The organism is Geobacter sp., assembly GCA_009684525.1.
Lineage (GTDB): Bacteria > Desulfobacterota > Desulfuromonadia > Geobacterales > DSM-12255 > Geoanaerobacter.
This window is the reverse complement of record WKKR01000001.1, coordinates 625,313-652,042: the sequence shown is the minus strand read 5'-3', so window position 1 is coordinate 652,042 and position 26,730 is coordinate 625,313. Positions and strand designations below refer to the sequence as shown.

The 26,730-nt window shown below is 59.6% G+C and carries 19 protein-coding genes and 1 pseudogene; 11 read left to right on the top strand and 9 right to left on the bottom strand.

The window, feature by feature from the left end:
* Positions 1–189: 189 nt before the first annotated feature.
* The 3 genes from pruA to GJT30_02930 all read left to right on the top strand — a co-directional run bounded on the left by pruA (position 190) and on the right by GJT30_02930 (position 4,419).
* Positions 190–3,204, top strand: a complete 3,015-nt coding sequence (gene pruA, locus GJT30_02940; GenBank protein MSM38566.1) for an L-glutamate gamma-semialdehyde dehydrogenase — start codon at positions 190–192, stop codon at positions 3,202–3,204.
* Between the two features lie 202 nt (positions 3,205–3,406).
* Entirely contained in the window at positions 3,407–4,099 is a 693-nt protein-coding gene (locus GJT30_02935; protein MSM38565.1) for a branched-chain amino acid ABC transporter permease, read from the top strand.
* A complete protein-coding gene (locus tag GJT30_02930; GenBank protein ID MSM38564.1) occupies positions 4,096–4,419 on the top strand; it encodes an AzlD domain-containing protein in 324 nt (107 codons plus the stop codon). The genes GJT30_02935 and GJT30_02930 overlap by 4 nt, the downstream gene beginning before the upstream one ends.
* A 39-nt stretch (positions 4,420–4,458) precedes the next feature.
* On the opposite strand, the gene GJT30_02925 is transcribed toward GJT30_02930, so the two are convergent.
* From GJT30_02925 to GJT30_02895, 7 genes and pseudogenes are all read right to left on the bottom strand, one after another.
* On the bottom strand, positions 4,459–5,184 hold the full coding sequence (locus GJT30_02925) for a hypothetical protein (protein MSM38563.1): 726 nt from the start codon (positions 5,182–5,184) through the stop codon (positions 4,459–4,461).
* A gap of 829 nt (positions 5,185–6,013) precedes the next feature.
* Positions 6,014–6,814 (bottom strand): annotated as a pseudogene (locus GJT30_02920) (AAA family ATPase).
* Between the two features lie 484 nt (positions 6,815–7,298).
* Positions 7,299–8,675: a PDZ domain-containing protein gene (locus tag GJT30_02915; GenBank protein ID MSM38562.1), complete on the bottom strand. Its 1,377-nt coding sequence runs from the start codon at positions 8,673–8,675 to the stop codon at positions 7,299–7,301.
* Between the two features lie 69 nt (positions 8,676–8,744).
* Positions 8,745–9,518: a hypothetical protein gene (locus tag GJT30_02910; GenBank protein MSM38561.1), complete on the bottom strand. Its 774-nt coding sequence runs from the start codon at positions 9,516–9,518 to the stop codon at positions 8,745–8,747.
* Positions 9,519–9,559: 41 nt separating this feature from the next.
* On the bottom strand, positions 9,560–10,381 hold the full coding sequence (locus GJT30_02905; protein ID MSM38560.1) for a cytochrome C: 822 nt from the start codon (positions 10,379–10,381) through the stop codon (positions 9,560–9,562).
* Complete coding sequence (locus GJT30_02900) at positions 10,378–11,481, bottom strand: cytochrome bc complex cytochrome b subunit (protein MSM38559.1); 1,104 nt, start codon at positions 11,479–11,481, stop codon at positions 10,378–10,380. The genes GJT30_02905 and GJT30_02900 overlap by 4 nt, the downstream gene beginning before the upstream one ends.
* A gap of 12 nt (positions 11,482–11,493) precedes the next feature.
* Positions 11,494–11,910, bottom strand: coding sequence for a Rieske 2Fe-2S domain-containing protein (locus GJT30_02895; GenBank protein MSM38558.1), 417 nt, complete (start codon positions 11,908–11,910; stop codon positions 11,494–11,496).
* A 167-nt stretch (positions 11,911–12,077) separates the two neighbouring features.
* Between GJT30_02895 and GJT30_02890 the strand changes: the two genes are divergently transcribed.
* The 8 genes from GJT30_02890 (at position 12,078) to acnB (ending at position 24,434) form a co-directional block, all read left to right on the top strand.
* Positions 12,078–13,019, top strand: a complete 942-nt coding sequence (locus GJT30_02890) for a class 1 fructose-bisphosphatase (protein ID MSM38557.1) — start codon at positions 12,078–12,080, stop codon at positions 13,017–13,019.
* 37 nt (positions 13,020–13,056) lie between these two features.
* Positions 13,057–13,332, top strand: coding sequence for a hypothetical protein (locus tag GJT30_02885; GenBank protein MSM38556.1), 276 nt, complete (start codon positions 13,057–13,059; stop codon positions 13,330–13,332).
* Positions 13,333–13,462: 130 nt separating this feature from the next.
* Positions 13,463–14,914 carry a response regulator gene (locus GJT30_02880; protein MSM38555.1) on the top strand — a complete coding sequence of 484 codons (1,452 nt, stop codon included), beginning with the start codon at positions 13,463–13,465 and terminating at the stop codon, positions 14,912–14,914.
* A 182-nt stretch (positions 14,915–15,096) separates the two neighbouring features.
* The gene (locus GJT30_02875; protein ID MSM38554.1) at positions 15,097–16,377 is read left to right on the top strand and encodes a hypothetical protein; all 1,281 of its coding nucleotides are present in this window, start codon (positions 15,097–15,099) and stop codon (positions 16,375–16,377) included.
* 13 nt (positions 16,378–16,390) lie between these two features.
* On the top strand, positions 16,391–18,808 hold the full coding sequence (locus GJT30_02870) for a DNA internalization-related competence protein ComEC/Rec2 (protein MSM38553.1): 2,418 nt from the start codon (positions 16,391–16,393) through the stop codon (positions 18,806–18,808).
* A gap of 58 nt (positions 18,809–18,866) precedes the next feature.
* Positions 18,867–20,258, top strand: a complete 1,392-nt coding sequence (locus tag GJT30_02865) for a diguanylate cyclase (protein MSM38552.1) — start codon at positions 18,867–18,869, stop codon at positions 20,256–20,258.
* An 11-nt stretch (positions 20,259–20,269) separates the two neighbouring features.
* Positions 20,270–21,670 carry a histidine--tRNA ligase gene (locus GJT30_02860; GenBank protein MSM38551.1) on the top strand — a complete coding sequence of 467 codons (1,401 nt, stop codon included), beginning with the start codon at positions 20,270–20,272 and terminating at the stop codon, positions 21,668–21,670.
* A 220-nt stretch (positions 21,671–21,890) separates the two neighbouring features.
* Positions 21,891–24,434, top strand: a complete 2,544-nt coding sequence (gene acnB, locus GJT30_02855) for a bifunctional aconitate hydratase 2/2-methylisocitrate dehydratase (GenBank protein MSM38550.1) — start codon at positions 21,891–21,893, stop codon at positions 24,432–24,434.
* A gap of 268 nt (positions 24,435–24,702) precedes the next feature.
* Here acnB and GJT30_02850 read toward each other — a convergent pair whose 3' ends face one another.
* Together GJT30_02850 and GJT30_02845 are read right to left on the bottom strand one after the other, a co-directional pair.
* A complete protein-coding gene (locus GJT30_02850; protein ID MSM38549.1) occupies positions 24,703–25,149 on the bottom strand; it encodes a chemotaxis protein in 447 nt (148 codons plus the stop codon).
* 372 nt (positions 25,150–25,521) lie between these two features.
* Positions 25,522–26,487 (bottom strand): hypothetical protein, encoded by a 966-nt coding sequence (locus GJT30_02845; protein MSM38548.1) that lies wholly within the window; start codon positions 26,485–26,487, stop codon positions 25,522–25,524.
* Positions 26,488–26,730: the final 243 nt, after the last annotated feature.

Below are 26,730 nucleotides of genomic sequence, written 5' to 3'. Positions count from 1 at the left end.
TTCCTTTTCCTCATGATTGCGGGCAGTTGAAAAGTTTTATCAAATGGTTCAACTCTTCCAGAGAGTAATAGCTTACTTTCCCTTCATTTTCAAGACAAGAAATAGGTGTACTATCTTTATTGACAGCTATCTTCGTATGTTGTATGTAATGGTTAAACCATTCAACAGTGGCATGCAAAGGAGTGCGCAATGTTAAGCAATGAACTGAACAGCAAGGTCATCTCCCGCGGCAAGGAATTTTTTGCCACCATCTCAGGTGAAAAACCGTCCCTTTTCAACAAGGGGGCCTGGATGGGGAAGGTCATGGACTGGAGCATGCAAAACGAACAGTTCAAGATCCAGATGTTCCGTTTTGTCGATGCATTTCCCTCCCTGACCACAGCAAAGCTACTCACCGACCATATCCGCGAATATTTCGGCGAAGAAAAGGATATGCCGCCGGTGCTCTCCACCGGGGCCAGGATGGCAGGCCTGCTCGGCTCGCTGGGGGGGGCCGTGCTGAACAAGGTGATCTCAGCCAATATCCAGGAGATGGCGCGGCAGTTCATTGTCGGCGAGAATACCCGCGAAGCCGTGAAAAATATGGAGAAGCTGCGCAAGGATGGCTTTGCCGCCGTGGTCGACGTGCTGGGGGAGGCGACCCTGTCCGCTGATGAGGCGGAGACCTATGTTGCAACCTACCTGGAGCTGCTGGATGCCCTGAAGAGGGAGCAGCAGGGGTGGAAGGGGCTGCCGGGCAGCGGCGGCGAGCCGCATCTGGACTGGGGGCATGCGCCCAGGGTCAATGTTGCGGTGAAACCGACCGCGCTGTTCTGCCTCGCAAACCCCATGGACTTCGAGGGCTCGGTCGAGGCCATCCTGCAGCAGATGCGTCGTATCTGCATCAAGGTGGTGGAGCTTGGCGGCTTCCTCTGCATCGACATGGAATCGTACCGTTTCAAGGAGATCACCCTTGAGGTGTTCCGCCGGCTCAAGCACGAATTCAGGGACTACCCCCATATCGGCATCGTCCTGCAGGCCTATCTGAAGGATACCGACCAGGACCTGCAGGAGCTGCTGCAGTGGGTCCGGCAGCAGAATACGACCATCTCAATCCGGCTGGTCAAAGGGGCCTACTGGGATTATGAAACCGTCAAGGCAAAGCAGATGGGGTGGGAGATTCCGGTCTGGACCATCAAGGCGGAAAGCGATGCTGCCTATGAGCGCCAGGCGCGGCTGATCCTGGAAAACCATGATATCTGCCACTTTGCCTGTGCCTCCCATAACATCCGCACCATTTCGGCGGTCATGGAGATGGCGAAGGAGCTTAACGTCCCCGCATCCCGCTACGAGTTCCAGGTGCTTTACGGTATGGCAGAGCCGGTGCGCAAGGGGATTCTCAAGGTTGCCGGCCGGATTCGCCTCTATTGCCCCTATGGCGACATGGTGCCGGGGATGGGCTACCTGGTGCGGCGCCTATTGGAAAACACCGCCAACGAATCGTTCCTGCGGCAGAGTTTTGCCGAGGATGCCCAGATCGAGCGGTTGTTGGAAGATCCCGTGACGACTGCCGAGCGTGAGCGATCAGAGCGCGCCGGCAAGCGGAAAAAGGAAGTAGCCGGCCCTGGTGGCCTGGCCCGCTTCGTCAACGATCCGATGGTCGATTTCACTCGTGCCGACCACCGGGGGGCGTTCCCCGCAGCCATTGCCCGTGTCCGCACGCAGCTGGGCAAGGTCTACCCGCTCTACATCGGCGGGCGTGAGGTCCAGACCAGTGACCAGATCCCCACGTTGAACCCGGCCAGGCCATCCGAGGTATTGGGGAGCATCTGCCAGGCAGGTATCTCCGAGGTTGCCCAGGCCATTGCCGCAGCCAAGTCGGCGTTCCCCGCCTGGCGGGACACTTCGCCACGGGATCGCGCCGAATACCTGCTCAAGGCCGCTGCCGTGGCGCGCGAAAGGATTTTCGAACTCTCCGCCTGGCAGGTGCTGGAGATCGGCAAGCAGTGGGATCAGGCCTATGCGGATGTGGGGGAGGCCATTGATTTCCTCGAATATTACGCACGGGAGATGATCCGCCTGGGGACCCCGCATCGGGTCGGTCATGCCCCCGGAGAGCTGAACCACTATTTTTATGAACCTAAAGGCCTCGCCGCCGTCATTTCTCCCTGGAACTTCCCGCTGGCCATCAGCATGGGCATGGCGTCGGCCGCCATTGTCGCCGGCAACCCGGTCATCTACAAGCCATCGACCATCACCGGGATCATCGGCCACCAGTTGGTGGAGATCTTCCGCGAGGCAGGTCTGCCGGCCGGCGTCTTCAACTTCGTTCCAGGCAGGGGAAGTGTCATGGGGGATTTCCTGGTGGACCATCCTGACATCTCGCTCATCGCCTTCACCGGCTCAATGGAGGTCGGCCTGCGCATCGTGGACCGGGCCGCCAAGGTCTATCCGGGACAGCCCAACGTGAAGAAGATCATTGCCGAGATGGGGGGGAAGAACGCCATCATCATCGACGACGACGCCGACCTGGACGAGGCGGTCCCCCATGTGCTCTATTCCGCCTTCGGTTTCCAGGGGCAGAAATGTTCGGCCTGTTCACGGGTCATCGTCCTCGATGCGGTCTACGACAGATTTGTCGACCGCCTGGTAAAGGCTGCCAAGGCCTACCAGGTCGGGCCTGCCGAGGACCCGAAATACTCCATGGGTGCCGTGGCCGATGCTGCCGCCCAGAAGAACATTCTTGAGTATGCAGCCATCGGCAAGCAGGAAGGACGGGTTCTCTACGAGAGCCCGGTCCCCCAGGGCGAGGGCTACTGGGTGCCGCTGACCATCATCGGCGGTATCCGCCCGGAACACCGCCTGGCGCAGGAAGAGGTCTTTGGTCCGGTACTGGCGCTGATGCGGGCCAGGGATTTCGATCAGGCGGTCGAGTGGGCCAACTCGACCCGATTTGCCCTTACCGGCGGCATCTTCAGCCGCAGTCCGGAGCACTTGGCCAGGGCGCGCCGGGACTTCCGGGTGGGAAACCTGTACATCAACCGCAACAATACCGGTGCCCTGGTGGAGCGCCAGCCCTTTGGCGGCGCCAGGATGTCGGGTGTGGGGACCAAGGCGGGCGGTCCCGACTACCTGCTCCACTTCATGGACCCGCGGGTAGTGACGGAAAACACCATGCGCCGCGGCTTTGCCCCCATAGAAGCAGACGACGACTGGGTCGAGTAGATCCGGGGTGCTTTGTCATTAGATTGCCGGAAGGATCGGGCCCGCCTCGCGCGGGCCTTTTCTTGTCTTTCAATCTCGCTCTCTTCTGGTCAACGGCGGGGATTTCTGGCAAGATGCGGTTCATGAGAGGTATGGTGATGCACGTTAGTCAGCGGATGATGTACGGAGGGGGTCTCTGATGGCAGCGATCCTGCCCGGCTCCATGGGTGACCGCTTCTCTGAGGGGCTCGCTGCGGCGTGGCCGATCTGTCTCGGCTATTTTCCCATCGGGCTCTCGCTGGGGGTTCTGGCGCAGAAGGGGGGACTGGTCCCGTGGCAGATCGGGCTGATGTCCGTGCTGGTCTTTGCCGGCGGTTCCCAGTTCATAGCCGTGGCCATGCTGGGGAGCGGCGCCTCTTTTCCTGCCATCGTTACGACCACGTTCATGGTCAACCTGCGGCATCTGCTCATGAGTTCAGCCCTGTCGGTCCACTGCACCGGGATTCGCAAGAGACTGCTGCTTCTGTTCGCCTACGGGGTGACCGACGAAAGCTTTGGCGTCAACATGGCCCGGTTCACAGCCGGGGAATGGGATATCCAGCGGGCCCTGGTGCTCAATCAGGCGGCAAACCTGACCTGGATCGTCAGTACGGTCTGCGGTGGCTATCTCGGACAGTTTATCCCTGCCGGGGCGCTGGGGATCGATTACGCGCTGACCGCCATGTTCGTCTGCCTGCTCGTTTTCCAACTGCGCAGCCGCATCTTTGTCTTCACGGCCCTGATCGCGGCGTTCTGCTCGGTTTGCGCCTATCTCTGGCTGCCGGGCAATGCATATGTGATCGTCGCCTCCTGCGTAGCGGCTTCGGCAGGTTTTGTCATGAAACGACTGTTCGGGGAAACGGGGGGGACGACGTGAGCACCCAAAACTTCCTGCTGTTGCTGCTTGCCATGGGGGCGGTCACGTACCTGCCCCGCATGCTGCCGCTGGTCGTTCTCTCCCGGTCCGGGCTGCCGGGATGGTTTGCCGCCTGGCTGGAATTCATCCCGGCAGCCATCCTGAGCGCACTTCTGGCCCCGACTCTGTTCACCCAGGCGGAGCCGCGGATGTTGCACCTGGGCAAGCCGGAGCTCCTCGCGTTTCTGCCGACCCTGCTCTTTGCCGTCAGGACCCGATCCCTGGCCGGGACCGTGATTGTCGGCATGCTTTTTTACTGGGGAGTTTCCGCGCTGAATTGAGGTGTTGTCGAAGAGGGGAAACTGACCAGCCCGGAAGGGTCAGCGGTGATTCTCCTTACCCATCTGGATCTCGAATGTCGATCCCTTGAAGGAGAATCTGACCCGGTCGGGGAAGATCTCTTCCACTTGCGCTCCTTCCACCATGCCCCCTTCCGTGACCGACATGCCGTTGATCACTGCCAGACGCGATGTGCTGTCTTTCTGCCATGCAATGCCGCTTACCCGTAAGGCGGGCGGTTTCGGGGCGGCCGCGGGCTGTTCCGCTGTCACGGCCTGGGGAGCCTGGGCAGGAGGGGGCAGGGGAGCTGCCGTCTGCGGTTCGATGGTGCGAGCGGACGCGCCCTGCTTCGGAGTCGGAACGGGGATGATCCCACCCGTCTTTCCTGGTCTCTCCGAGGGAGTCAGGGGAAGGCGAGGGGCATGTACGGCCGGCAAACGGGTGGGTGCAGCAGTTTCCGGGGGGGATACCGGTGCCTTGGGTGCCAAAAGGGGCTGGCTGGCAGCCTGGGGGGGGGCCTGTGGAATATCCGCTACGGCAGAAGGCGCTGGGGTCTGCCGGCTGCTGCCGAATCCCCCCATGACGGCATAGGTTACCAGGATCGAAATCGTTGCCACCAGCAACATGACCGTCGGCACCAGCCAGCGGGGTTGGGACTTTCGACGCTGGCTGCTTCGGGTAATGGCGCCGGAGATATCCGGTTCCCTGGTCTGGCGGGCTGCCTTGTCCTGTTCCAGTTTCTGCAGTGCCTTGAGGATCGAGCTCATGTCAGGGTCTCCCTACAGGCGTCAGGCGCGGGTCCTGAGGGGTGCTGTTGGCCCGGTAGAGGAAAAGCAGGGTGATGGGGCCGGGAACGCCGTCTGGCGGGAGCTTTCGGGCTGTCTGAAAGGCCCTGACCGCCTCCTGCGTTGCCGCGTCGAACGTGCCGGATGGCGTACCTCCGTATGTCCCTGTCCGGGAGAGCAGCTTCTGCAGCTGAAGAACGTTCGGGCCCTGTGCACCCGGCAGGATGCGGCCTGAGATGCCGGTGCCGGAACGCCAGGGCACGATGGCCTTTCCCGTCCAGATACCCCTCAGGTCTGCGGCAGACAACGCTTCGCCACGGCGAGCCGGGGCGCCGAGCAGCAGCTTGTCGCCCTGGCAGCCGATAAGCGGGAGGTAGCGGATCTCCTGCGATCCGGGGAGCTTGAGTTCCAGGAGACAGGGGGTATCTGCCCGGAGAAGATCGGCAATACTTCCGGTAACGTGCAGGAGGGTGAGGCCGCGCCGCGTCGCGATCGATTCGAGCCCCGGCAGGACAGTCTTGCCATGATACTGTGCCACTGGCCTGACCTGCCAGAGGGCTGCCAGCTCGTTGAAGCCGCGGATGGCGCTCTCCACCTCGGTCAAGGATTTCAGCCTGCCAAGGACTGCATCTCTGGCCCCTGATGCAGTTCCTTGCCGTTGGGCGGTATCCGGTTGCGCCGTGGGTTGCGCCGGCGTGAGCAGCTGCTGCCCGATCACGATCCCGGTGACGATCAAGGCCGTGGCGATCATGGCGGCAGCCAGCAGGCGCTGAGCCCATTGCGCTGCCGGGGAGGTCCTGCTCTCCCGGCGGAGTTCCCCGATAGCCTGGGCGACCATCTTGCGGGTGATTTCACGTGACTCTTCGGTGTAGGCGATCAGCATCACACGGTCGCAGAGCACGTTGACCAGGCGCGGCAGCCCCTGAGTATAGCGGAAGATCTTTTTCAGCGCATCGGGAGAAATGGTGACGGCCCGCCACCCTCCGGCAATCTCCAGCCGGTGTTCGATATAGGCCAGGGTGTCTTCGAAATCGAGGGGGCCCAGGCGAAAGCGGACCGTGATCCGCTGGTTCAGCTGTCGCAGGTCCTCCCGCTCCAGCATCTGTTCCAGTTCCGGCTGCCCGGCCAGAACGATCTGGATCAGCTTGTCCGTTTCCGTTTCCAGGTTCGAGATCAGGCGGATCTGCTCCAGAACCAGAGGGTCCAGATTCTGCGCCTCATCGATCACCAGAACGACGGTTTTGCCGGCGGCATTTTCCTGCAACAGGAACTGATAGAGCGCATGGAGCAGGGTATCGATGCTCTCGTCCGGGCTGCTCTGGATGCCGTATTCGCGATTGATGCTGCGCAACAGCTCGATGGCTGACAGGCGGGGGTTGAAGATAAGGGCGGTGCGGTGTTGCAGGTCGTCGAGCTGGCCGAGCAGGGCCCGGAGGATGGTGGTCTTGCCGGAGCCGACCTCGCCGCTCAGTTCGATGAAGCCGACATGATTGTTGATCCCGTACAGAAGGTGTGCGAATGCCTCCCGATGGTTCTTGCTCAGGAAGATGAACCGCGGGTTGGGAGTTATGGCAAAAGGGTGTTCCTTGAAGCCGAAAAATTCGCAGTACATGGCGTGCTTTCCGTTGATCCTCCCGGAGACTGATGTTGGCGGGTACTATTCCATACTGCTGCTGGATTTTCAAGGGGAATCGGGATATTCGGATCTGCTGGCTGAAAGCGGTGAGGAGAAATGACAAAGCCGGAAGCAGGTGCTTCCAGCTTTGTCGTCTGCGATCGGCCCGGTGCCGTTGGAGGAAAAAGATAGGGGAGAGAGGAGGGGACTCTCCCCTATTAACCATGCAGCCTGCATGTCCTTGGCAGGTCGCATGCTGAGAAGCGTTGTTTGTTGAGAACCAGCTTGTGCAGAGAGGTATTGCAGAGGAGATGCCAAAAGGAGTATGCGAGATGAAATTGTGCAACCTACTGAAATGAAAAATGTTTAACCCTGCTGGCCCATCATGTGTGTCGCGCGGTGCATGCGCATGCAGCCCCGTTTCTGCACACGGCTGTTCAAACCCAGTGCCGGCTGCGGTGCGCTGTTTCCAGGCAGAGGCCTACCGTCCGGGCAAAGAACGCTGTGCCATCATGTCGAGCCCGTGCAGGAGCTCCATTGCACGTGAAAGCTGGTAGTCGCTCTTCAGTTCGCCGAAAAGGACCGGCCCGTGCACTTCCTTGAGCGGGGTCTTCTTTGTTTCCGGCCCCTCCAACGGGGGTTTGCGGACTGCCGGAGCAGGATGTCCGGAAGTGGTGGGAGCAATCTTCCCCTCAAGGTCGTTTTCCCTGAGATGGTTGTCGGGCTGTTCCACGGCTTTTGACATGTCTATCTGGTTGACGATGATATCGGGCGTGATCCCCTTGGCCTGGATGGATCGGCCGCTGGGGGTGTAATAGCGGGCAGTCGTCAGTTTGAGCCCTGCCTTGTCGCGCAGGGGGATGACTGACTGTACCGAGCCCTTGCCGAAACTCTGGGTTCCCAGAATGACTGCCCTGTGATGATCCTGGAAGGCCCCGGCGAGAATCTCCGCGGCACTGGCGCTGCCACCGTTGATGAGAACGACGATCGGGTAGTGTGGCTCCTTTTCACCGATCTTCGTGGTCAGTTTCATGCGTGATGTCGGTATCCGCCCTTCGGTATAGACCACCAGACCATTGCCGAAGCCCTCGCCGATAAAGTGGTCGGCAACCTCTACGGCCTGGTTCAGCAGACCACCGGGGTTGTTCCGCAGATCGATGATCAATCCCTTGATGGTACCGCCGTTCTGTTCATGCAACGATTTGAGGGCCTTAGTGAATTCGGGGCCGGTTGTCTCCTGGAAATGGGCGAGGCGAATATAGCCGAAACCGGGCTCAAGGGTACGGGATTTGAGACTCCTGGTCTTGATGATGTCGCGAGTCAAATGGAATATTAGCGGTTTTGGGCTACCTTCGCGCAGGATGGTCAAGGTGACGCGTGTCCCTTTTTCTCCCCGCATCCGGCTTACCGCATCGGTTATGGAGAGCCCGCGGGTCAGTTTGTCGTCGATCTTGAAGATATGGTCATTTGCCTTGATGCCTGCGCGGAATGCGGGGGTATCCTCGATGGGCGAAATAACGGTCAGCCTGTTGTCCTTGAGGGATATCTCGATACCGAGTCCGCCAAATTCCCCGGACATCTGTATCCTCATCTCCTTGAATGAATCGGCCGGCATGTAGGCGCTGTGCGGGTCGAGCGAGGCGAGCATCCCCGCGATGGCGCTCTCCATGAGTTTTTTTGGGTTGACCTCTTCCACGTAGTCCTGTCTGACGATGGCAACGACCTCTTTGAAGAGCTCGATACTCTCCCTGTCATTCGACTTGGGGTGATTCCGCCACAAGAGGAACGAGATGACACCCGCCGAGATGATCGTTATCAGTACCAGCCCCAGAGCCGCGCGGAACAGTTTGATCTTCATGGAACCACAAACCTCCTGGAATACAGTCGCTGCATTCTATCAGGTATCCTGCCATGATTGTCAAGTTTCTCATGGTGCGCCAATGAGATATGCGTTTGCGGGGTCCTGACGGTAGTAGCCGGCAAGGAGATCGTAGAGGGGGCCGTGAGACGCTTTGAACTCGACAGGGCACTCGAAGAAGCTCTCGGTGGCAACGGCAAAGAACTCGGTCAGGTGCTCGGCGCCGTAGGGGTCGAGCAGTGTGGGGCGTTGTTCGGTAACTGCACGGCAGAAAGAATCGTATTCCGAGCGGAGGGTCGTGACCCAGTGCTGCCGCAGGCTTGCGGGAAGGCGGGGGGCTACCGAGGTGAGGCCGTCTTCGGCGTCCAGTTGGTGGGCGCATTCGTGGAGCACCACATTGTAGCCGTCCAGTCCCTTGCTGCCGATCAATACATCTTCCCAGGAAAGGACCAGCGAGCCCCCCTCCCAGGTCTCCCCGGAACGGACATCGAACCCTTCGGTGACTACGCCGAATTCGTCCGTCTCGCTTACCGGCGCCCGGTATTCGTCGGGGTAGATAACCACGGAGGTTAGCGAGGGGAAATAGTCCGTATCCCGATGGAGCAACAGCAGGCAGGCCTGTCCGGCGATCATGACCCGTACGGCTTCGGTTACCTCAAAGCCCGCGACCCCTTCGAAATGTTTCTCCTGAAGAAATATCTGGATATGGCCGTGCAGTTCGAGCCGGTCGTCAGGCAGGAGCCGCCGGTAGAGTGGAACCCGCTCTGTCAGTATCTCCTGCCACGCGGCCGGAAATGGCCGGGCTCTGAGTCGTTTTCTGCGGAGAAAGGAAGGGAGCAGCATGAAAAGGTCAGCCGCAACGGCTTGGACAGGCGGCAAAAGGCCTAATCATAGCTTTTCGCCAGGAGGTGTGCCAAAAGGGCTGCCACCAGAAAGCCTCCCACCACGAAAGCACCGGCAATCTTGCGTTGGTAGCGCTCTTCGTCGGTCCGGGAGAGGAAATCATCCAGTTTGTCGAGCTCTCCCTTGATGGCTGCTGATTCCTGCTGTACCAGAGCGACATCCACATCGTGGAAGAGGCGGTGATAGCGGTTGCGCACGGCAAAGAGCTGTTTTCCCCAGGCGTCGGTATCCACACCCTCCTGCTTCAGGCGGGTTATCTCGCCGTCTATGCGCACCAGATTGCGCTCCACCTCCTGCATGGCCGCCTTGATCCTGGCTGCCCGCTCGTAGGGATGGCACGCGCTGCACCGTTTTTCGTTGATGATCTCCAGGGTCACCTTCTGTACTTCGTGACTGCCGTGGCAAGTGACGCAGGTGGGGCCGCCTTTGCCCAATGCCCGGCCATGGGCGCTTTTCTGGTAATCTTCCAGGATGCCTACGTGACAGCGGCCGCAGAAAGCGGGAATCCCCTCTTCTGCAGGCACTCCCAGGAACCCGCGGGCAGGGCTCATGGCATTGGCTGCGTCCTTGGGATCGCCGCCATGGCAATCCTGGCAGCCGATCCCCTCTGCGGCATGCACACTTCCCTGCCATGGCTTGACCGGTATGCCGCCGCGGCCCGTCTGGCTGCCGTGACAGGCGAGGCAGACGGTTGCGGGCGGTTTTGCCGCTGTATCGGCGATGGCAGCACCAATGGCGATCGATGATACAAGGTGGAGTGTCAGTGCTGCGAGAGCGATGTGACGGAAAGAGGAGCGGATCATGAATAGTGCCCCCAGATCATCAGCCCGATGAAGGTGAGAATCCCGCAGATGCAGCAGGTGAGGAACAGCGGTCGCTTGAGCGGATGCCGCTCTTTGCCGCGGTCGATGAACGGGAGGAGGGCGAGAAAGGTCATGGCCGCCCCCTGGACGGCCAGGCCGAGAAGCTCGCTCGGCAGTATCCGCAGGGTCTGGTAGTTGGGAAGAAAGTACCATTCCGGTTTGATCCGGTCAGGGGTCTGGAAGGGGTCGGCCGGGACGAACGCCTGCGTCGGGAAGAAGAGGTTCGGCAGGAAAAAGACTACCGTGCTGAAGAGGGCAAGGTAGAGCAGGATCGAGCTCAGATCGCGCAGGGCGAAGTTGGGGAAAAAGGGTATGCCGTCGGGATGGTCTTCATACTGGTACTGTTCGCTGCGCCATGCGTTGCGGGTATCGCTCAGCCCGAACGGTGGGCGCGAGATGCCGGTCCGTTTCAGCAGAAAGAGATGGATTCCGATCAGGCCTGCAATTGCGGCCGGGATGACCACCACATGGAGGACGAAAAATCGTGACAGGGTAGGAGGACCGACGCTCTTTGCCCCGCGCAGGAATTCCACCAGTTGCTCGCCGATCACCGGGACAACACCGACGCTGTTGGTGGCAACCGTGGTCGCCCAGAAGGAGAGCTGGCTCCAGGGGAGAAGATAGCCGGTGAGAGAGATCCCCATCACAAGGTTGAAGAGGATGAAGCCTGAGAGCCAGTTGAGTTCGCGGGGTGATTTGTAGCTCCCCATGAAGAGCACCGAAAGCAGATGGCCGAACAGGGCGAGGACCATCAGGTTGGACCCGACCGCATGACAGGTCCGGAACAGCCAGCCGAAGGGGACCTGGTTCATGATGAAGGTGACGCTCTGGAACGCCTTTTCCGCGTCAGGCACGTAATAGACCAGGAGCAGGATGCCGGTCAGAACCTGGATGGTGAAAATGGCAAGCAGGATGCTTCCCAACGAATACCAGGCATTGATGTTGCGCGGCAACAGGTAGCCGGTCAGCTCCTTCTTGAGCAGCGCGTCAATGCCGATCCGGACGTCGATCCAGGTATGGAGTTTCTGCAATGGATTCATTCCGTGAGACCCCTATCCAACGGTAACCGTGCCGTTTACGACAGTGAACGGCAGTTTGGCCAGTGGCCGTGGCGGCGGTCCGGAGACCACCGTGCCGTCGATGGTAAAGCGTCCGCCATGGCAGGGGCAACGGAATTCTCCCTGGTCCTTTTGCCACTGGACGATGCAGCCGAGATGGGTACAGACTGCTGAGAGGCAGACCAGTTTCCCCTTTGAACTGACCAGCACGGCAGGTTTTCCTTCAAAATCGAAAAATTTAGCCGTGCCGTCTGGGATCTCGGCAAGGGGGATCCTGACTGCACGCTGCGCCGTGTCGGTGCGTCGAGGTGCAAGATAGCGCAGCAGCGGATAGAGGACCGCCCCGGCTGTCCCGGCCAGGAGTGCAGCGAGGCTGGTAGCGAGAAATCTCCTTCTGGTGCCGGTATTCATGAAGTCTCCACTGGTGAGTGCCGTTGATATGCTCATTTGAATAACACGTAAATGCGGCAAGTCAAGCGGCGAGAGGCATGAGGGCACTTTTTGCTTGCCTTGCCCCCATCTTTGCACTAATCTCTAACCGTTTACAGGATATTCTCTGGGGGGAGGGACGAACTACCATGCACAGCGAACCGGGCAAGACAAAGTTCCAGATCGACCTGCGGCGACACCTGCGCGGGCAGGATATCTGCGACAATCTTATCCACGTGATCTGCGAGATCGCCGAGGCAAGTAAATACGTGATCAATGCGGTCCGTACCGGTGATCTGGGTGTGGCGGGTACCTCCAACCTCTACGGTGAGGAACAGCTCGCCCTTGACGTCCTCTCCGACCGGATCATCCGCAAGCGCCTGATCCATACCGGCGTGGTCTGCAACATTGCCTCCGAGGAGATGGACGAGATCTTCCAGGCCCAGGCAGCGGCAGATGGTCTCTACTCCGTGGCCTACGATCCGCTGGACGGTTCCTCCCTGGTCGACGTCAACCTGGCCGTCGGCACCATCGTCTCCATCTACAAGGGGTGCGATCTCCTGCAGACCGGCCGCAACCAGGTCGCTGCCATGTATATCCTCTACGGACCCCGAGTGTCGCTGGTCTATTCCGTGGGGAACGGCGTCCACGAGTTCACCCTCAACCAGTTGATGGAGTTCACCCTTACCAGGGAGAACGTCACCATGAAACCGTCTGGCGACATCTATTCTCCGGGCGGTCTGCGCAACAAGTATACCCCCGAGAATGAGAAGTTCATCCGTTACCTGGAGGCGAAGGGGAGCAAGCTCCGCTACTCCGGCGGTTTTGTCCCCGACATCAACCAGGTGATGATGAAAGGGAAGGGGATTTTCATGTATCCTGCTCTGCAGGGTTCTCCCAGGGGAAAACTCCGGCTTCTGTTCGAACTGAACGCCATGGCCTACCTGATCGAGCATGCCGGCGGGGCCGCCAGCAACGGCGTTATCGATATCCTCGATGTCCAGCCCGAGAGTCTCGATCATCGTGCCCCGGTCTACATCGGCTGCAAGGAAGACGTGGAAAAGGCCAAGGAGTTTCTTCGCGGCGCATGAACAGCGATGAAGCAGCGACTTTCAGGTGAGGCTACCAATGGCACAGAATGAAAAACCGCAACGGCTCTGCAGTGAAATACAGCTCTTTGATCTCTGTGAACGCGATGTCTGTGCGCACCGCGATGGCCGCTACTGCACCAAAGGGGACATCCTGGCGCGGTTCGAGGCCATTCACGATGCCGAGGACGAGCGCACTCCCGAACAGTTCTTTGCCGAAGAGCTGGATGATGTGGAAGGGGCCGGCGATCTCGGCTATGACGAGGCGTTCGGGGTAGACGAGTATGGTGAAGAAGAAGATGACGACGAATGGTGACATCCAGGTGTCATCGTAAATAATAAGGCCGTTCAGATTTCTGGACGGCCTTATTTGTTTTAAAGCTGAACACCTCACCGCCGATATATGGATACATGAGACTTGAATGCATGTATGTAGGGGGGGACTTATGAAACCAGGGATCATGATCCTGGACGACGATGTGGCGATCCTGCAGATGTTGAAGACCGTGTTTACGGGCGACGATCTCCAGCTCTACCTGGAGAGCGATTGCGAGTCAGCCATAAAGAAGGTGCTGACCGAGCATCCCAGTGTTGCCATCATCGACATCAACCTGCCGAAGAAATCGGGCTTCGAGGTGTTGCAGCAGATCAAGAAGATCGATCCGGGGCTTTCGGTCATCATGGCCACGGCCCACAACACCACCCAGAACGCCATCGAGGCGATGAAGCACGGCGCCTACGATTACGTGACCAAGCCGTTCGATATGAAGAAGCTCAAGTCTACCGTCCAGAAGGCTATCGAGTGCAACCTCCTGAATCGCAAGGTCCGTTTCACCAAAGAGCGTGAACAGCTGCCCGAGCCGGATACCGACGAAGATGTGATGATCGGCTCTTCCCCGGAGATGATCGAGATATGGAAGATGGTGGGGAAGATCGCCGATTCGGACGCCACGGTCCTTATCCAGGGTGAGAGCGGCACCGGCAAGGAGCTTTTGGCCCGCGCCGTCTACAATAATTCGCGCCGCAAAAACCGCCCTTTCCTGGCAGTCAACTGCGCTGCCCTCCCGGAGAACCTCCTGGAGAGCGAGCTGTTCGGCCATGAAAAGGGTTCTTTCACCGATGCCCACACCCGGCGGATCGGCAAGTTCGAGCAGTGCAACGGCGGCACCATCTTCCTCGACGAGATCGGCGAGATGAGCATGGCCAACCAGGGAAAACTGCTGCGGGTGCTGGAGAACCAGGAGTTCGAGCGTGTCGGCGGCAACGAGACCATCAAGGTCGATGTGCGGGTCGTCGCTGCCACCAACAAGTCGCTCCTCCAGTCGGTCAAGGAGAAGACCTTCCGTCTCGATCTCTTTTACCGGCTGCGGGTGGTGTCATTTTTCCTGCCGCCGCTGCGCGAGCGTCTCGAGGATATCCCGCTGCTGGTGGATCTCTTCATCAGGCGTTTTTCCAAGAAATTCGGCAAGAAGATCAAGGGGGTGGCGCCTGAGTTGATGGAGATGATGGTCAATCATCCCTGGGAGGGGAATATCCGGGAGCTCAAGAACGTCATCAACTCCGCAACGGTCCTCTGCAAGGGGGATGTGCTGCTGCCGCAGGATTTCGAGACCCTGCTGATGGTCAAGACCGGCATGAAGGAGATCGACTTCGAAGGGGCCGGGGACGACTACTATACCGTTTTCTGGAGCATGTTGGAGCCGGTTTTCGAGGGGCTTTGCCTGAAGAACAAGGGTGCCATCTACGAGAACATCAACATGGGGCTGGAAAAGGCCCTGATCCACATGGCGATGCAGAAGAGCAACAACAACCAGGTTGTGGCGGCAAAGCTGCTCGGTATCAGCCGCAACACCCTGCGGGACCGACTGGAGCGTTACAAGATCGGCAGTCCCGTCTGATTTTCCCGCTGGTCCAGTCAAGAACGCGGCGGCAGGGCAACCTGCCGCCTTTTTTGCGCCCCCCGGTCAGGTTTGCATGACAGAGCGGGGTGTGCTAGAATTCCCCTCGGCCAGCTGTCCGGGCCGGAGCATGCATATCGTCCGAAGCTTCCACTTGGCAAATGAAGAGTCCTGGAGGGATTATGCGCATTGTCATCAAAGTGCTGGTGCTGGTATTGGTGCTGGCGGGAGCAGCCGCAGCCGCCGAAGGTCCCGGCACGAAAGCTCAGGCTGGAGCAGCAGCAACGACACCGGCGAAGGCACCGGGTTTGCCAACCGCAGTCATCACTCAGGGTGAGTTTGCCCGGAAACTGGTTGCCCAGTTCGGTTGGGAGGGGGGGCTTCCCCGCGTGCCGAAGGAGGTTGTAGACAAGAAGGAAAAGAAATCGAAGAAATCCAAAGAGGCCGTGGAGTACGAAGAACCCAAGGACCGCGATTTCCTTCGCATCATGGAGGGGAAACGGACCCTGAAGTTCGAGGCAGAGAATATCTACAACAAGAAAACCGACGACGTGGCGGTGCGTAATTTCGATCTGATCGGGCCGTTCAGCGGCATCTCCTGGCTGGGAGGGATAACGACCCCCACGACCGTTCACTTCAAGGTATTCATCCCCCTGGCTGGTGAATATCGCCTGAGTGCAGCTGCCAAGGGAAACGGCCAGCTCTGGAAGATCGCGGGCAAGGACTACCGCGTTGATTCAGGGGATCGACTCGCCCTGACGCCGGTGGCGACGCTGCCGCTCAAGGCGGGTGAGCTCGAGTTCGAGATGGTCCTGCCCCCCGAGGGAGGGGTCGACTATCTGCTCTTTTCCGCCCCGGATCTGACCCCCATCGAGCCGAAGGAGGGGTGGCGCTTCAGCGCACCTCTCACCAATGCCGACCTTGCTTTCATCGTGGCAAGGCTGCTCGGCTGGGAGGAGCGGCTACCGGTCGATGAGCAGCTCGGACAGACCACGATTCCTGCCACCGGGCTCCCTGTACTCCCGGCGACCGTGGCGCCGACCGACATCCCCTATTACGGGCAGTTTACCGGCAAGCAGTGGCTGCGGGCCGGTTCCCAGGGGGGGAAGGTGGAGATCCCCTTCACGGTTCCCCGGACCGGTATCTACGGCCTGAAACTCAGATACATGGGGACGCGGCTTGCGGCGCGTCTCGACGACATGAACCTCGACCGCGATGCCAAGGGTATACTCGCCTGGATCGATCTCGGTCTGCAACGACTGGCTGAAGGCAGTCACCTGCTGCAGGTCGACCTCCCGCCATATGGTGGGCTGGATGCCCTGGTTATCGAGCCCCGCCAGTCATCGGACGCTGCCTATATGGCCCTGGCAGGGATCAAGGGCGATCCGGGCGCCGCCATCACCGTTGGCGAGGCGGATAAGTTCATTACCCAGCTGGTGGAGCGTTACACGGGACGCAAGTAGCCCCTGGCCTGCAATGGAAAGGCCATTACTCATCCTGCTGGCAGCGCTTGTCAGCGGCATCGTCGCTGCCGCCCTGCCGGGCTGGTTTGTCCCCCCGTGGTTTCTCCCCCTTACTGCCGCCTGCTGTCTCGCCGCCCTGGTGGCGAGGCGGCAGGCCCTCCTGGTCGCATCGCTCTCAATTCTCTGTCTGGTCTGGGGCAACCTGGCCTTGCAGCCGCTCCTCAAGCCCGTCTTCTCTCCGAATCATCTGGCACGCCAGCAGCTGCCGGAGCCGGTAGTCCTCACCGCTGTTGTCGACAGGCGACCCGAGATAGGTGAAAACGGCAGCCGCCTCTACCTCGAAGCCGAATCGGTCCGGCAAGGGGGCCGCTCCCTGCCCGTGACCGGCCGCCTCCTGCTCTACGTGGGAGAAGGTCGGACAACGGTCTCGACCGGGGACCGGATACGGGTTCGCACTAGGCTTCGCAAGCCACGTCCCTTTGGCATTCCCGGAGAATACGACATGCAGCGGCGGCTCGCCCTGCAGGGGATCTACCTGACCGGTGCTGTTGCCACGGCCGACGAGGTGCAGCCCCTCCAGCCAGGGGCGGCTCATCCCTTCCAGCGCCGCATCGATCTCCTTGCCGCCCAGCTGGGCGACTTCATCCAGCGAAGCGTTGCGCCACCTGAGGCAGGGGTCCTCAGAGCCCTCCTCATCGGCGACCGCGGGGCCGCCGGCCGCCAGACAGAGGGGCTCTACGCCCGCACCGGGGTCAATCATATCCTCTCAATCTCAGGATTTCATGTGGGTATCATCGCTCTGTTCCTCTATCAGCTTCTCTGGCTGGTCGCCCGACGCAGCGAAACGCTTCTCCTGTTCGCCAATCTGCGGCGTGTCCTACTCCTCATGACCGTGCCGGTGCTGGTCTTCTACCTGCTCTTGAGCGGGGGTGCGCCGGCAACCACCCGCTCGGTGTTGATGATCGTCGCCTGCTGCGTCGGACTGCTCGTGGAGCGCGCCCTGGACCCGCTCAATCTCCTCGCCCTGGCCGCACTGGCAATCCTGGCGGTCACTCCCCAGGCCCTCTTCGATCTCTCCTTCCAGCTCTCTTTTCTGGCGCTCTGGGGGATACTGCTCTTCACCCCCCTGCTGATGCGGCCGTTCAGCGGGATGCGCAAAGGGGTGGCCTACCGTTCGCTGCAGTTCTGCATGGTGTCGGTGGCGGCCATTGCCGCGACCATGGTGCCGGTTGCCTATCATTTCCACCGGGTCACCCTGATCGGAGTGGCGAGCAACCTCATCGTGGTCCCCCTGGTTGGCTACGGTGCCGTGCTCCTCGGGTTCACTGCCCTTGCTGCCGCTGCCTGGTTTCCTTTCCTGGCTGCCCTGTTGCTGCAACTGGCAGCCATGTTGGTCCACTGGTCTGGTGTGGCGCTCCTCTGGCTGGACCATCTGCCCGGGCTTTCCCCGCTGACGCCGACCCCGCTGGAACTGGCAGCGGCTGTCGTCGTCATGGTGGCCTTCACCATTTTCAGGAGTATGGGACCAAGGCTTCTCGCCACCGCGCTTCTGGCCGTCATCCTGGTGTCGGCCCGCACCGGGGCGGATGAGGGGGACGGTCATCTTCGCATTACCTGTTTCAGCGTGGGGCAGGGGGAGAGCACCTTGATCCGCTTTCCGGACCGGACCACCATGCTGGTGGATGGCGGCGGATCGCTGCGGGAAGGGGGAATGGACGTGGGTGAGCGGCTTCTGGCGCCAGCGCTCTGGACCCTGGGGGTCGAGCGGATCGATTACCTGGTTCTCAGTCATCCCCATCCGGATCATCTGCGCGGGCTTCTCTTCGTTGCGACCAACTTTCCGGTGGGGGAGTTCTGGGAAAGCGGACTTCCCTATGAAATGCCCGATTACCTGAAATTGCGGCAGATCCTTGCAGCGAAGGGCGTACCGGTCCGTACGATCCGGGCCGGCACACCGCCGTTCAGGGTTGGCGGCGCACTGGTCGAGCTGCTTGCTCCGGTGGTTTTCTCCCGGAATGCGGCCCGGGCAGCTCCGCTCGACGGGGAGATCAATGACGAATCGCTGGTCTTTCGGCTCTCACTGGACCGGTTTGCCATCCTCTTTACCGGCGACAGCGGCTTTGTCACCGAGGCCCGGCTGTTGCGTGACCCTCGGAGGCTTGCCTGCACGGTCCTCAAGGTGGCGCACCACGGCAGCCGTTATTCCAGCTCGATCCCTTTCATTAAGGCCGCACATCCCCGCTTTGCCCTCATTTCGGCCGGTTACAACAACAGCTTTCATCTTCCCTCTGCGCTTACCCTTGCCGACCTGCAGAAGCTCGGTGCCGCTGTCTATCGGACAGATCAGGACGGCACCATTGAGCTGGATGTAGACCGACAGAGCGGGAGAGTGGCAGTCAGAAAACTGACACGAATGATTGACAGCCCTTAAATATGTCTGATAATGTTTGATGATTAGTCGTTACGGGGTGGCAACCGTCGGAGGTTGGATGGAACGGATACTGATAGTCGAGGATGACCTGTTTTTCCGCGAGGTGTTCTCCGATCTCCTCAAGGAGGAGGGGTACGAGGTCGAGTCGGCTGCCACGGCCGATGAGGCGTTCGATCTTTTGCACCGGCTCGACTATCATCTCGTGGTAGTGGACCTGGTACTGGAGGACGACAGCGGTCTCGACGTGCTGGAAAAGGTCAAGCAGATCGATCCCGCCATCGAGGTGATCATCGTGACCGGCCATGCCAACATCGAGACCGCCATCTATGCCCTCAAGCACGGCGCCCGCGATTACCTGGTCAAGCCGATCAACCATGACGAGTTCAAGCATACGGTATCGCTCTGCATCGAGCAGCGCCGGCTTCTCGACGAGAACCTGGAACTGAAGGGGTTGGTGAACCTCTACCAGGTGAGCCAGAGCATTGCCAATTGCCTGGAACAGGACCGGCTCTATACCCTGGTGGTCGACTCCCTCGCCAAGGAACTGGGGGTCAGCCGCTCTATCGGGTACTTCTTCGAGGAGTGTCTCTATGCCATCCGCGAGCTGCGCGGATTTTCCGAAGAGGCCGGAAACCGTCTCGGCGAATGGATCATGGGGCAGTTTCGTCCCACCGAAGAGAAAACCGGCAGTTTCATGCTCCTGAACAACATCCTCGGCGATGCGCCGCAGCATCTGGCCGAGAGTGGTGAACTGCGCGACGTGCGCGACGCCCTGGTTCTGCTGGTACGGAGCCGGGGGCAGGTGCACGGGGTTGTGATCCTCTGCAACGATCCGGGGTCCGATCTGCCCGAGGCCATCAACTACAAGAACCTTACCTTCCTCCTTGACCAGTCCTCGCTCGCCTTTGAAAACGCCGCCCGTTATGCCTCTGCCCGCAATCTCATCAACGTGGACGAGCTGACCGGGCTGTTCAACTACCGTTACCTGGAAGTCTCCATGGACCGCGAGGTCAAACGGGCCGAGCGGTACGGCACCAATCTGTCGGTGATCTTCCTTGACATCGACCAGTTCAAGGAGATCAACGACACCTACGGCCACCTCATCGGCAGCAAGGTGCTCAAGGAGGTCGGCAAGCTCCTCAAGGCGTCGGTGCGGGAGATCGATACCGTGATCCGCTACGGTGGCGACGAGTACACCGTCCTGTTGGTGGAGACCGGCCTGGAGACGGCGGCAGGGGTTGCCGAGCGTATCCGTCGCTCCATAGAGCGCCACCGGTTCCTGGCCAGCGAAGGGCAGAATATCAGGATCACTGCCAGCCTCGGTTATGCCTGCTACCCGGAAGACACCAAGTCCAAGGTCGAACTGATCGAACTGGCCGACCAGGCCATGTACCGCGGCAAGGCGAGCGGGAAAAACGTGGTCTTCTCCGTAGCCAAAACCAGAAAATAGCCCCTCCCGACATGGGCGCACCGCACCGATCCGGGTGCCGGGCGTTCGCCGTTACGCAAATCCTTGCATCCGGAGCAGTTTTTTCGTATGTATCTGTATGCCCTCCGTCGGCAACCGGATGGACGTCATCTGTCATCGTCACGGAACAAAAGGAGAAACAACCGTTGGCCATCACCGCAATCAAGGGTTTCAATGACATCCTCCCCGGCGAAGTGGAAAAGTGGCAGTATATCGAGGCCACTGCCCGCCGGGTTTTCGAGCTCTATGGCTTCAGCGAGATCAGGATTCCGATCATGGAGAAGACTGAGCTGTTTGCCCGTTCCATTGGTGACACCACCGATATCGTAGAAAAGGAGATGTACTCCTTTGTCGACAAGGGGGAGAACAGGGTGACACTGCGGCCTGAGGGGACCGCCAGCGTCATGCGCGCCTTTGTCGAGCACAAGCTCTATGCCCAGGACCCGGTTGCCAGGCTTTACTACATGGGGCCGATGTTCCGCTACGAGCGCCCGCAGAAGGGGCGCTACCGCCAGTTTCACCAGATCGGCGCCGAGGTGACCGGCGTGACCAGCCCCCTGGTGGACGCCCAGGTGCTGACCATGCTCTGCCATTTCTTTGCCGAGCTGGGGCTTACCGAACCGCGGCTGGAGATCAACTCCCTCGGCTGCCCCGAATGCCGTCCCGCCTATCGCGCGGCTCTGCAGGAATTTCTGCGGGCACGGCTCAACCGGCTCTGCGACGACTGCCGGCGGCGCATCGAGACCAATCCGCTCAGGGCGCTGGACTGTAAGGCCACCGGCTGCAAGGAGGCCACCCTGGATGCCCCGTCGGTGCTGGACAGTCTGTGCACCGCCTGTGACGACCATTTTGCCCGGACCAGGAGCGCCCTGGAGCTGACCGGCACCGGCTATGTCATCAATCCCCGCATGGTGCGCGGTCTGGATTATTACACCCGCACCACCTTTGAGCTGGTCACCGGCTTGCTCGGCGCCCAGTCGGCAGTGGCTGCCGGCGGCCGCTACGACGGCCTGATCTCCGAGATTGGCGGTCCCGCCATTCCCGGCATCGGTTTTGCCATGGGGGTGGAGCGGGTCGCCCTGCTCCTTGCCGAGCGCGATTTTTCCCGTCGTCCCGACCTGTTCGTCGCTGCACTGGGGGATGAGGCACGCGACGCTGCCTTCAGCCTCATGAGCGGCCTGCAGCGAAAGGGGGTGAGCGTGGAGTTCGATTACGAAGGGAAGAGCCTGAAGAGCCAGCTCCGACGTGCCGACAAGTGCAATGCCCGCTTCACCCTCATCATCGGCGGTGACGAACTGGCTGCCAAGAGCGGCACTCTCAAGGAGATGGATGCGGGCATCCAGGAGCCGGTGGCGCTTTCGATAGAAGCACTCTGTCTGAGAATACGTCCTTAGAACCCTGCAAATAGCCGTTTCACAGACCGGCATCGCCTTTTTGGCGGTGCCGGTCTTTTTTCAGCAACAGGATCCTGCCGATCATGCAGTTTTCGGTCAGATTAGAATTGACAAAATCTCACAGAAATTGTATACAGTATTCCGTTTAGCTGGCTGGTCAAAAAGAGAAACTACCTGAAAAGATTGGACGTTCAGGGTCACTTAATCACAGGAGGAGATTATGATCGAAGCCTATCTGCAGCACGAAGCCGAACGCAATTCACAGGGGATTCCGGCCCTGCCGCTCAATCCCGAGCAGACCGCCGAGCTGTGCAAACTCCTTGAGGCACCGCCTGCCGGCAAGGAAGCGTTCCTCGTCAACCTGATCAAGGAAAGGGTTTCCCCTGGTGTGGATCCGGCAGCCGAAGTAAAGGCAGCCTTCCTTGCCGAGATCGTCAAGGGGAGCAAAAAATCTCCTCTGATCTCCAAGGTCGAGGCGGTCCGCATGCTCGGCACCATGCTGGGCGGCTACAACGTGAATCCGCTGGTCGAAGCCCTCAAGGACGCCGAGCTGGCCCAGGAAGCTGCTACCGCCCTGTGTGGAATGACCCTGGTCTATGACGGCTTCGACAAGGTCGTGGAACTCTCCAAGTCCAACGCGGCTGCCAAGAAGGTGCTCGAATCCTGGGCCAATGCCGAATGGTTCACCAATCGTCCCGGCCTGCCCGAAACTATCAAGGTCAAGGTCTTCAAGGTCGAAGGCGAAATCAATACCGACGACTTCTCTCCGGCCGGCGATGCCTGGAGCCGTCCCGATATCCCGCTGCACGCCCTGGCCATGGGCAAAACCCGCTTCCCGAACCGCCTCAAGGATATCGCCGACTGGCGCGCCGCCGGCAATCAGGTGGCCTTTGTCGGCGACGTGGTCGGCACCGGCTCTTCCCGCAAATCGGCCTGCAACAGCGTTCTCTGGCACATGGGCCAGGAGATCCCCTGCGTACCCAACAAAAAGACCGCCGGCGTGATCATCGGCGGAGTCATCGCCCCGATCTTCTTCAACACCGCCCAGGACTCCGGCGCACTGCCGCTGAAGGCCGACGTGACCAAGATGAACGACGGCGATATCATCACCATCAACACCAAGAAGGGTGAGATCTCCAACGAGAAGGGTGAGGTCATCTCCACCTTCAAGATCAACCCCAACACCCTGGCCGACGAATTCCGCGCCGGTGGCCGTATCCCGCTGATCATCGGCCGCGCTGTTACCGACAAGGCCCGCAAGGCGCTCGGCCTTGCAGCTACCGATGTCTTTACCCTGCCGGTCAACCCTGCACCCAAGGCTGACCAGGGGTACTCCCTGGCCCAGAAGATGGTCGGCAAGGCCTGCGGCGTTGCAGGCGTTCTTCCCGGCACTGCCTGCGAACCGAAGATGACCACGGTCGGTTCCCAGGACACCACCGGCCCGATGACCGCCGACGAGCTCAAGGAACTGGCCTGCCTCAAGTTCCTGTCGCCGATGTTCATGCAGTCGTTCTGCCACACCGCCGCCTATCCGAAGCCGGCAGACGTGAAGATGCACAAGAACCTGCCCAAGTTCATCATCGATCGTTGCGGCGTACCCCTCAAGCCGGGCGACGGCGTCATCCATTCCTGGCTCAACCGCCTGCTGCTCCCCGACACCGTCGGTACTGGCGGTGACTCCCACACCCGCTTCCCGATCGGCATCAGCTTCCCGGCCGGTTCCGGCCTGGTCGCCTTTGCCGGCGCCATGGGCTTCATGCCGTTGGATATGCCCGAGTCAGTACTCGTCCGCTTCAAGGGCAAGCTGAATCCCGGTATCACCCTGCGCGATGCAGTCAATGCCATCCCTTACTGGGCCATCAAGCAGGGGAAACTGACCGTGCCCAAGAAGAACAAGATCAACATCTTCAACGGCCGCATCCTGGAGATGGAAGGCCTTCCCGACCTCACCGTCGAGCAGGCGTTCGAGCTGACCGACGCCGCTGCCGAGCGTTCCGCTGCTGCCGGCTGCATCCAGCTCTCCAAGGAATCGGTTGCCACTTATCTTCGCTCCAACGTGGCACTGATGAAGAAAATGATCGCCGACGGCTACCAGGATGCCAAGACCCTGCAGAACAGGATCGACGCGGTCAATGCCTGGCTGGCCAAACCTGAACTGCTTGAAGCCGACAAGAATGCCGAAGCGACCGGCGCCTACGCCGACGTGATCGAGATCGACCTGGCCGAAATCACCGAGCCGATCCTGGCCTGCCCGAACGATCCGGACGACGTCAAGCTCCTTTCCGACGTAGCCGGCACGCCGATCCAGGACGTCTTCCTCGGGTCCTGCATGACCAATATCGGCCACTTCCGCGCTGCTGCCGAAATCTGGCGTGGCCTGAAGTTCAATCCGAGCGTCCGCACCTGGATCTGCCCGCCGACCCGCATGGATCAGGCACAGCTCAAGGACGAAGCCTACTTCTCGGTTTACAGTGCCTTTGGTGCCCGGATCGAGATCGCCGGCTGCTCTCTCTGCATGGGTAACCAGGCCCGCGTGCCCGATGCGGTGAACATGTTCTCCACCTCGACCCGCAACTTCGACGACCGTATCGGTGATGGCGCCAAGGTGTTCCTCGGTTCCGCCGAACTGGGCGCAGTTACCGCCACCATGGGCAAACTGCCGACGGTGGCCGAGTTCATGGCAGTCTACAAGGAGAAGGTCGAGCCGAAGAAGGACGCGATCTACAAGTATCTCCAGTTCGACGAGATGCCGGAATACAAGTAATGTGATTGAGGGATTGTAATGTAACCCCCGCCCGGATTGTCCGAGCGGGGGTTTTTTTATGCCTGTAAAATGTACTGAATTGAGGGTGAGTCAGAAAAATCAACGATACTACAGCATGTTCCGGATTATTTCTTCAAGTTTTAGGTTAGATATTTGTTTGGGGCCAAGAAATGGGGTGCTTTCTTGGCCCGCTCTGAAAGCGGAGAAGCACCCCCTGTGTTCATCCCGAATGATCCCGCGCAATAGGTGAAGGACTGTCGCTTATCGGTTACTTGTAGTAACCGACAGCGCAGACCTGATCCCCTACCTTGGTGACAAACGACTGTTTCTGTACTGGTTCGGTTGTGCCCGGACGCGGCCACATGTAGGAAACCTCGGCTATCGCTCCTTCTTTGGCAGCAGCGTAGATATCCTGGCCAAGCGGTTTGCCGGCCTTGTCTTTCAGGTCCTTGAGGCTTTTCCCTACCAGGGTCGGATGCGCGGTGAAGATGCCGTCCGGGCCGCCGCAGAAGGGGTAGAGGTCACGGTCCTTAAACCCACCTTCGCCTTTGGTGAATTTGGCAAGGGCATCGGCCTTGTCGGCCTTGAGGGCAGTAATTGCCTTTTCAAGCATTGCCTTGGCTTCGTCAGCGGTACCAAAGCTTTCGGCACATACGGGTTGGGCAGATACGACCAGCATTGCGGCAAGTGCGACAAACAGCATAAAACGTTTCATCATATTCTCCTTTCGCGTGGCAAAATATCTCCGGTGTGGAGAGGGTGTTGAATATTCCCGGCTTGTCTGCATCATGCAGGCGACAAACTATAACCGTATTTTAAAAAATACACAATCAAGAAAAATGGTATCAGTGTAATAAAATTGTCAGAAAAAAAATAAATAATAACTAAAAGATAAAGACGTAGATATAAACAAACGACGTTATCAAACTATGGTGTTATTGCTTTTGGTATTAAACGGTGGGGGTATACTGCGTAGCTGACGGTAGGGGGTAAAGTGAGGCAATAACTGCGTTGCAGGTTAAACGCGAGCGGCCCACCGGGACATCCCGGCGGACCGCTGTTGTTTGCAGGCAGTGGATCTGTGCCGTCACCTGTGTGCTGTAAGTATGCCCCGGTAAAGAACTCCGTTGACTGCCAGTTGACTTACGGTGTGGCTTCTGGTGCGGATCAATTCCTTTCGGTAGTCATCGGCGCATAGCTCCATGGAGCGTGCGAGGCCGAAACGGATGACTTGGTCCAGCTCGACTTCCGGAGGGAGACTGATGCCGCTGGCGGCAAAGTAGGCCTGGGCCTGGGGCAGCAGGAACTGCACCAGCAGATCGAGCATCAGGGTGTCGTCGGTTGTTGCCAGGATCAGTCCGTAGATTACCATGCTCTGGCGGAACTGAGCTTCAGCCCCGACGATGAGGGTTCCAGCCTGGTCGACGGGCAGACCGAGCGGGGCGAGGGCAGTGGCGAAAGTTGCTGCCAGCAAGTCCGGAAAGGCCGGATCGCGTTGCTGTGCCGCCTGCGCCATCTGCAGGCCGATGCCGGAATCAAGCTCATTTCTTACCAGCAGGTCCACGCCGTATTCGATCAGTTCATGGGAGACGACCAGCAGATCGTCGGAACCGACGGCCCCTTGCAGGGCAGTGGCCAGTTCATTGGCCAGTGCTCGCGCCTTGATGATGACATAGCCCTCGCTGCCGCCGATGGTAAGGTTCTGGATATGGGCTGTCCAATCCTCACCCCATGCTTCGTTGTGGCTTACAAAGCCGTACGCCAGAGGCTTCAGCGCCTGTGTTGCGTTGTCCCACAGGGGCAGTGGCTGGTAGTGGGCCTCGTAAAACAGGATATTCTGGACCGGTTCCAAGGTAGGGTCGGCAAGGGTGAGATAGTTGAAGACGTCGGTAGCCATGCTGCCGTAAACTTCCTGCTGGTTGGCTTCGGTTTTTGTTGTTCCTATATGATCGATGATGTAGGTGTGGGCTGCCCATCCCCATGGATACGCCGGGACGGCACAGCACAAGAGGGCCAGAAGGCCCAGGGCAGATCCTGCCAGTTTTCGCATCATGGTCTTACTCCTTTCGTTCATGACACAACAAGGTGATTCGGCTGGTGATACCTTCTCAGGGCTACAGGTGATTAGTCTGTATTCATAAATGGTAGCAGCCCGATAGCAGGTGTCAATGACGGAGAACCGGATGGGATTGCTACAGCAGAGGCAGAAGAGGAAAATGAGAGGAGCAGGTCAAGCTGGAATCTTTGACGGGGAACTAGGTCTAGAGGAAAGGGGGCACAGACGTACGACCCCTCT

Excerpts from the sequence above, each read along its gene's own strand:
- pruA (MSM38566.1), top strand. The coding sequence starts at position 190 with ATGTTAAGCAATGAACTGAACAGCAAGGTCATCTCCCGCGGCAAGGAA.
- GJT30_02935 (MSM38565.1), top strand. The coding sequence starts at position 3,407 with ATGGGTGACCGCTTCTCTGAGGGGCTCGCTGCGGCGTGGCCGATCTGT.
- GJT30_02925 (MSM38563.1), bottom strand. The coding sequence starts at position 5,184 with ATGAGCTCGATCCTCAAGGCACTGCAGAAACTGGAACAGGACAAGGCA.
- GJT30_02915 (MSM38562.1), bottom strand. The coding sequence starts at position 8,675 with ATGAAGATCAAACTGTTCCGCGCGGCTCTGGGGCTGGTACTGATAACG.
- GJT30_02910 (MSM38561.1), bottom strand. The coding sequence starts at position 9,518 with ATGCTGCTCCCTTCCTTTCTCCGCAGAAAACGACTCAGAGCCCGGCCA.
- GJT30_02905 (MSM38560.1), bottom strand. The coding sequence starts at position 10,381 with ATGATCCGCTCCTCTTTCCGTCACATCGCTCTCGCAGCACTGACACTC.
- GJT30_02900 (MSM38559.1), bottom strand. The coding sequence starts at position 11,481 with ATGAATCCATTGCAGAAACTCCATACCTGGATCGACGTCCGGATCGGC.
- GJT30_02895 (MSM38558.1), bottom strand. The coding sequence starts at position 11,910 with ATGAATACCGGCACCAGAAGGAGATTTCTCGCTACCAGCCTCGCTGCA.
- GJT30_02890 (MSM38557.1), top strand. The coding sequence starts at position 12,078 with ATGCACAGCGAACCGGGCAAGACAAAGTTCCAGATCGACCTGCGGCGA.
- GJT30_02885 (MSM38556.1), top strand. The coding sequence starts at position 13,057 with ATGGCACAGAATGAAAAACCGCAACGGCTCTGCAGTGAAATACAGCTC.
- GJT30_02880 (MSM38555.1), top strand. The coding sequence starts at position 13,463 with ATGAAACCAGGGATCATGATCCTGGACGACGATGTGGCGATCCTGCAG.
- GJT30_02875 (MSM38554.1), top strand. The coding sequence starts at position 15,097 with ATGCGCATTGTCATCAAAGTGCTGGTGCTGGTATTGGTGCTGGCGGGA.
- GJT30_02870 (MSM38553.1), top strand. The coding sequence starts at position 16,391 with ATGGAAAGGCCATTACTCATCCTGCTGGCAGCGCTTGTCAGCGGCATC.
- GJT30_02865 (MSM38552.1), top strand. The coding sequence starts at position 18,867 with ATGGAACGGATACTGATAGTCGAGGATGACCTGTTTTTCCGCGAGGTG.
- GJT30_02860 (MSM38551.1), top strand. The coding sequence starts at position 20,270 with ATGGGCGCACCGCACCGATCCGGGTGCCGGGCGTTCGCCGTTACGCAA.
- acnB (MSM38550.1), top strand. The coding sequence starts at position 21,891 with ATGATCGAAGCCTATCTGCAGCACGAAGCCGAACGCAATTCACAGGGG.
- GJT30_02850 (MSM38549.1), bottom strand. The coding sequence starts at position 25,149 with ATGAAACGTTTTATGCTGTTTGTCGCACTTGCCGCAATGCTGGTCGTA.
- GJT30_02845 (MSM38548.1), bottom strand. The coding sequence starts at position 26,487 with ATGATGCGAAAACTGGCAGGATCTGCCCTGGGCCTTCTGGCCCTCTTG.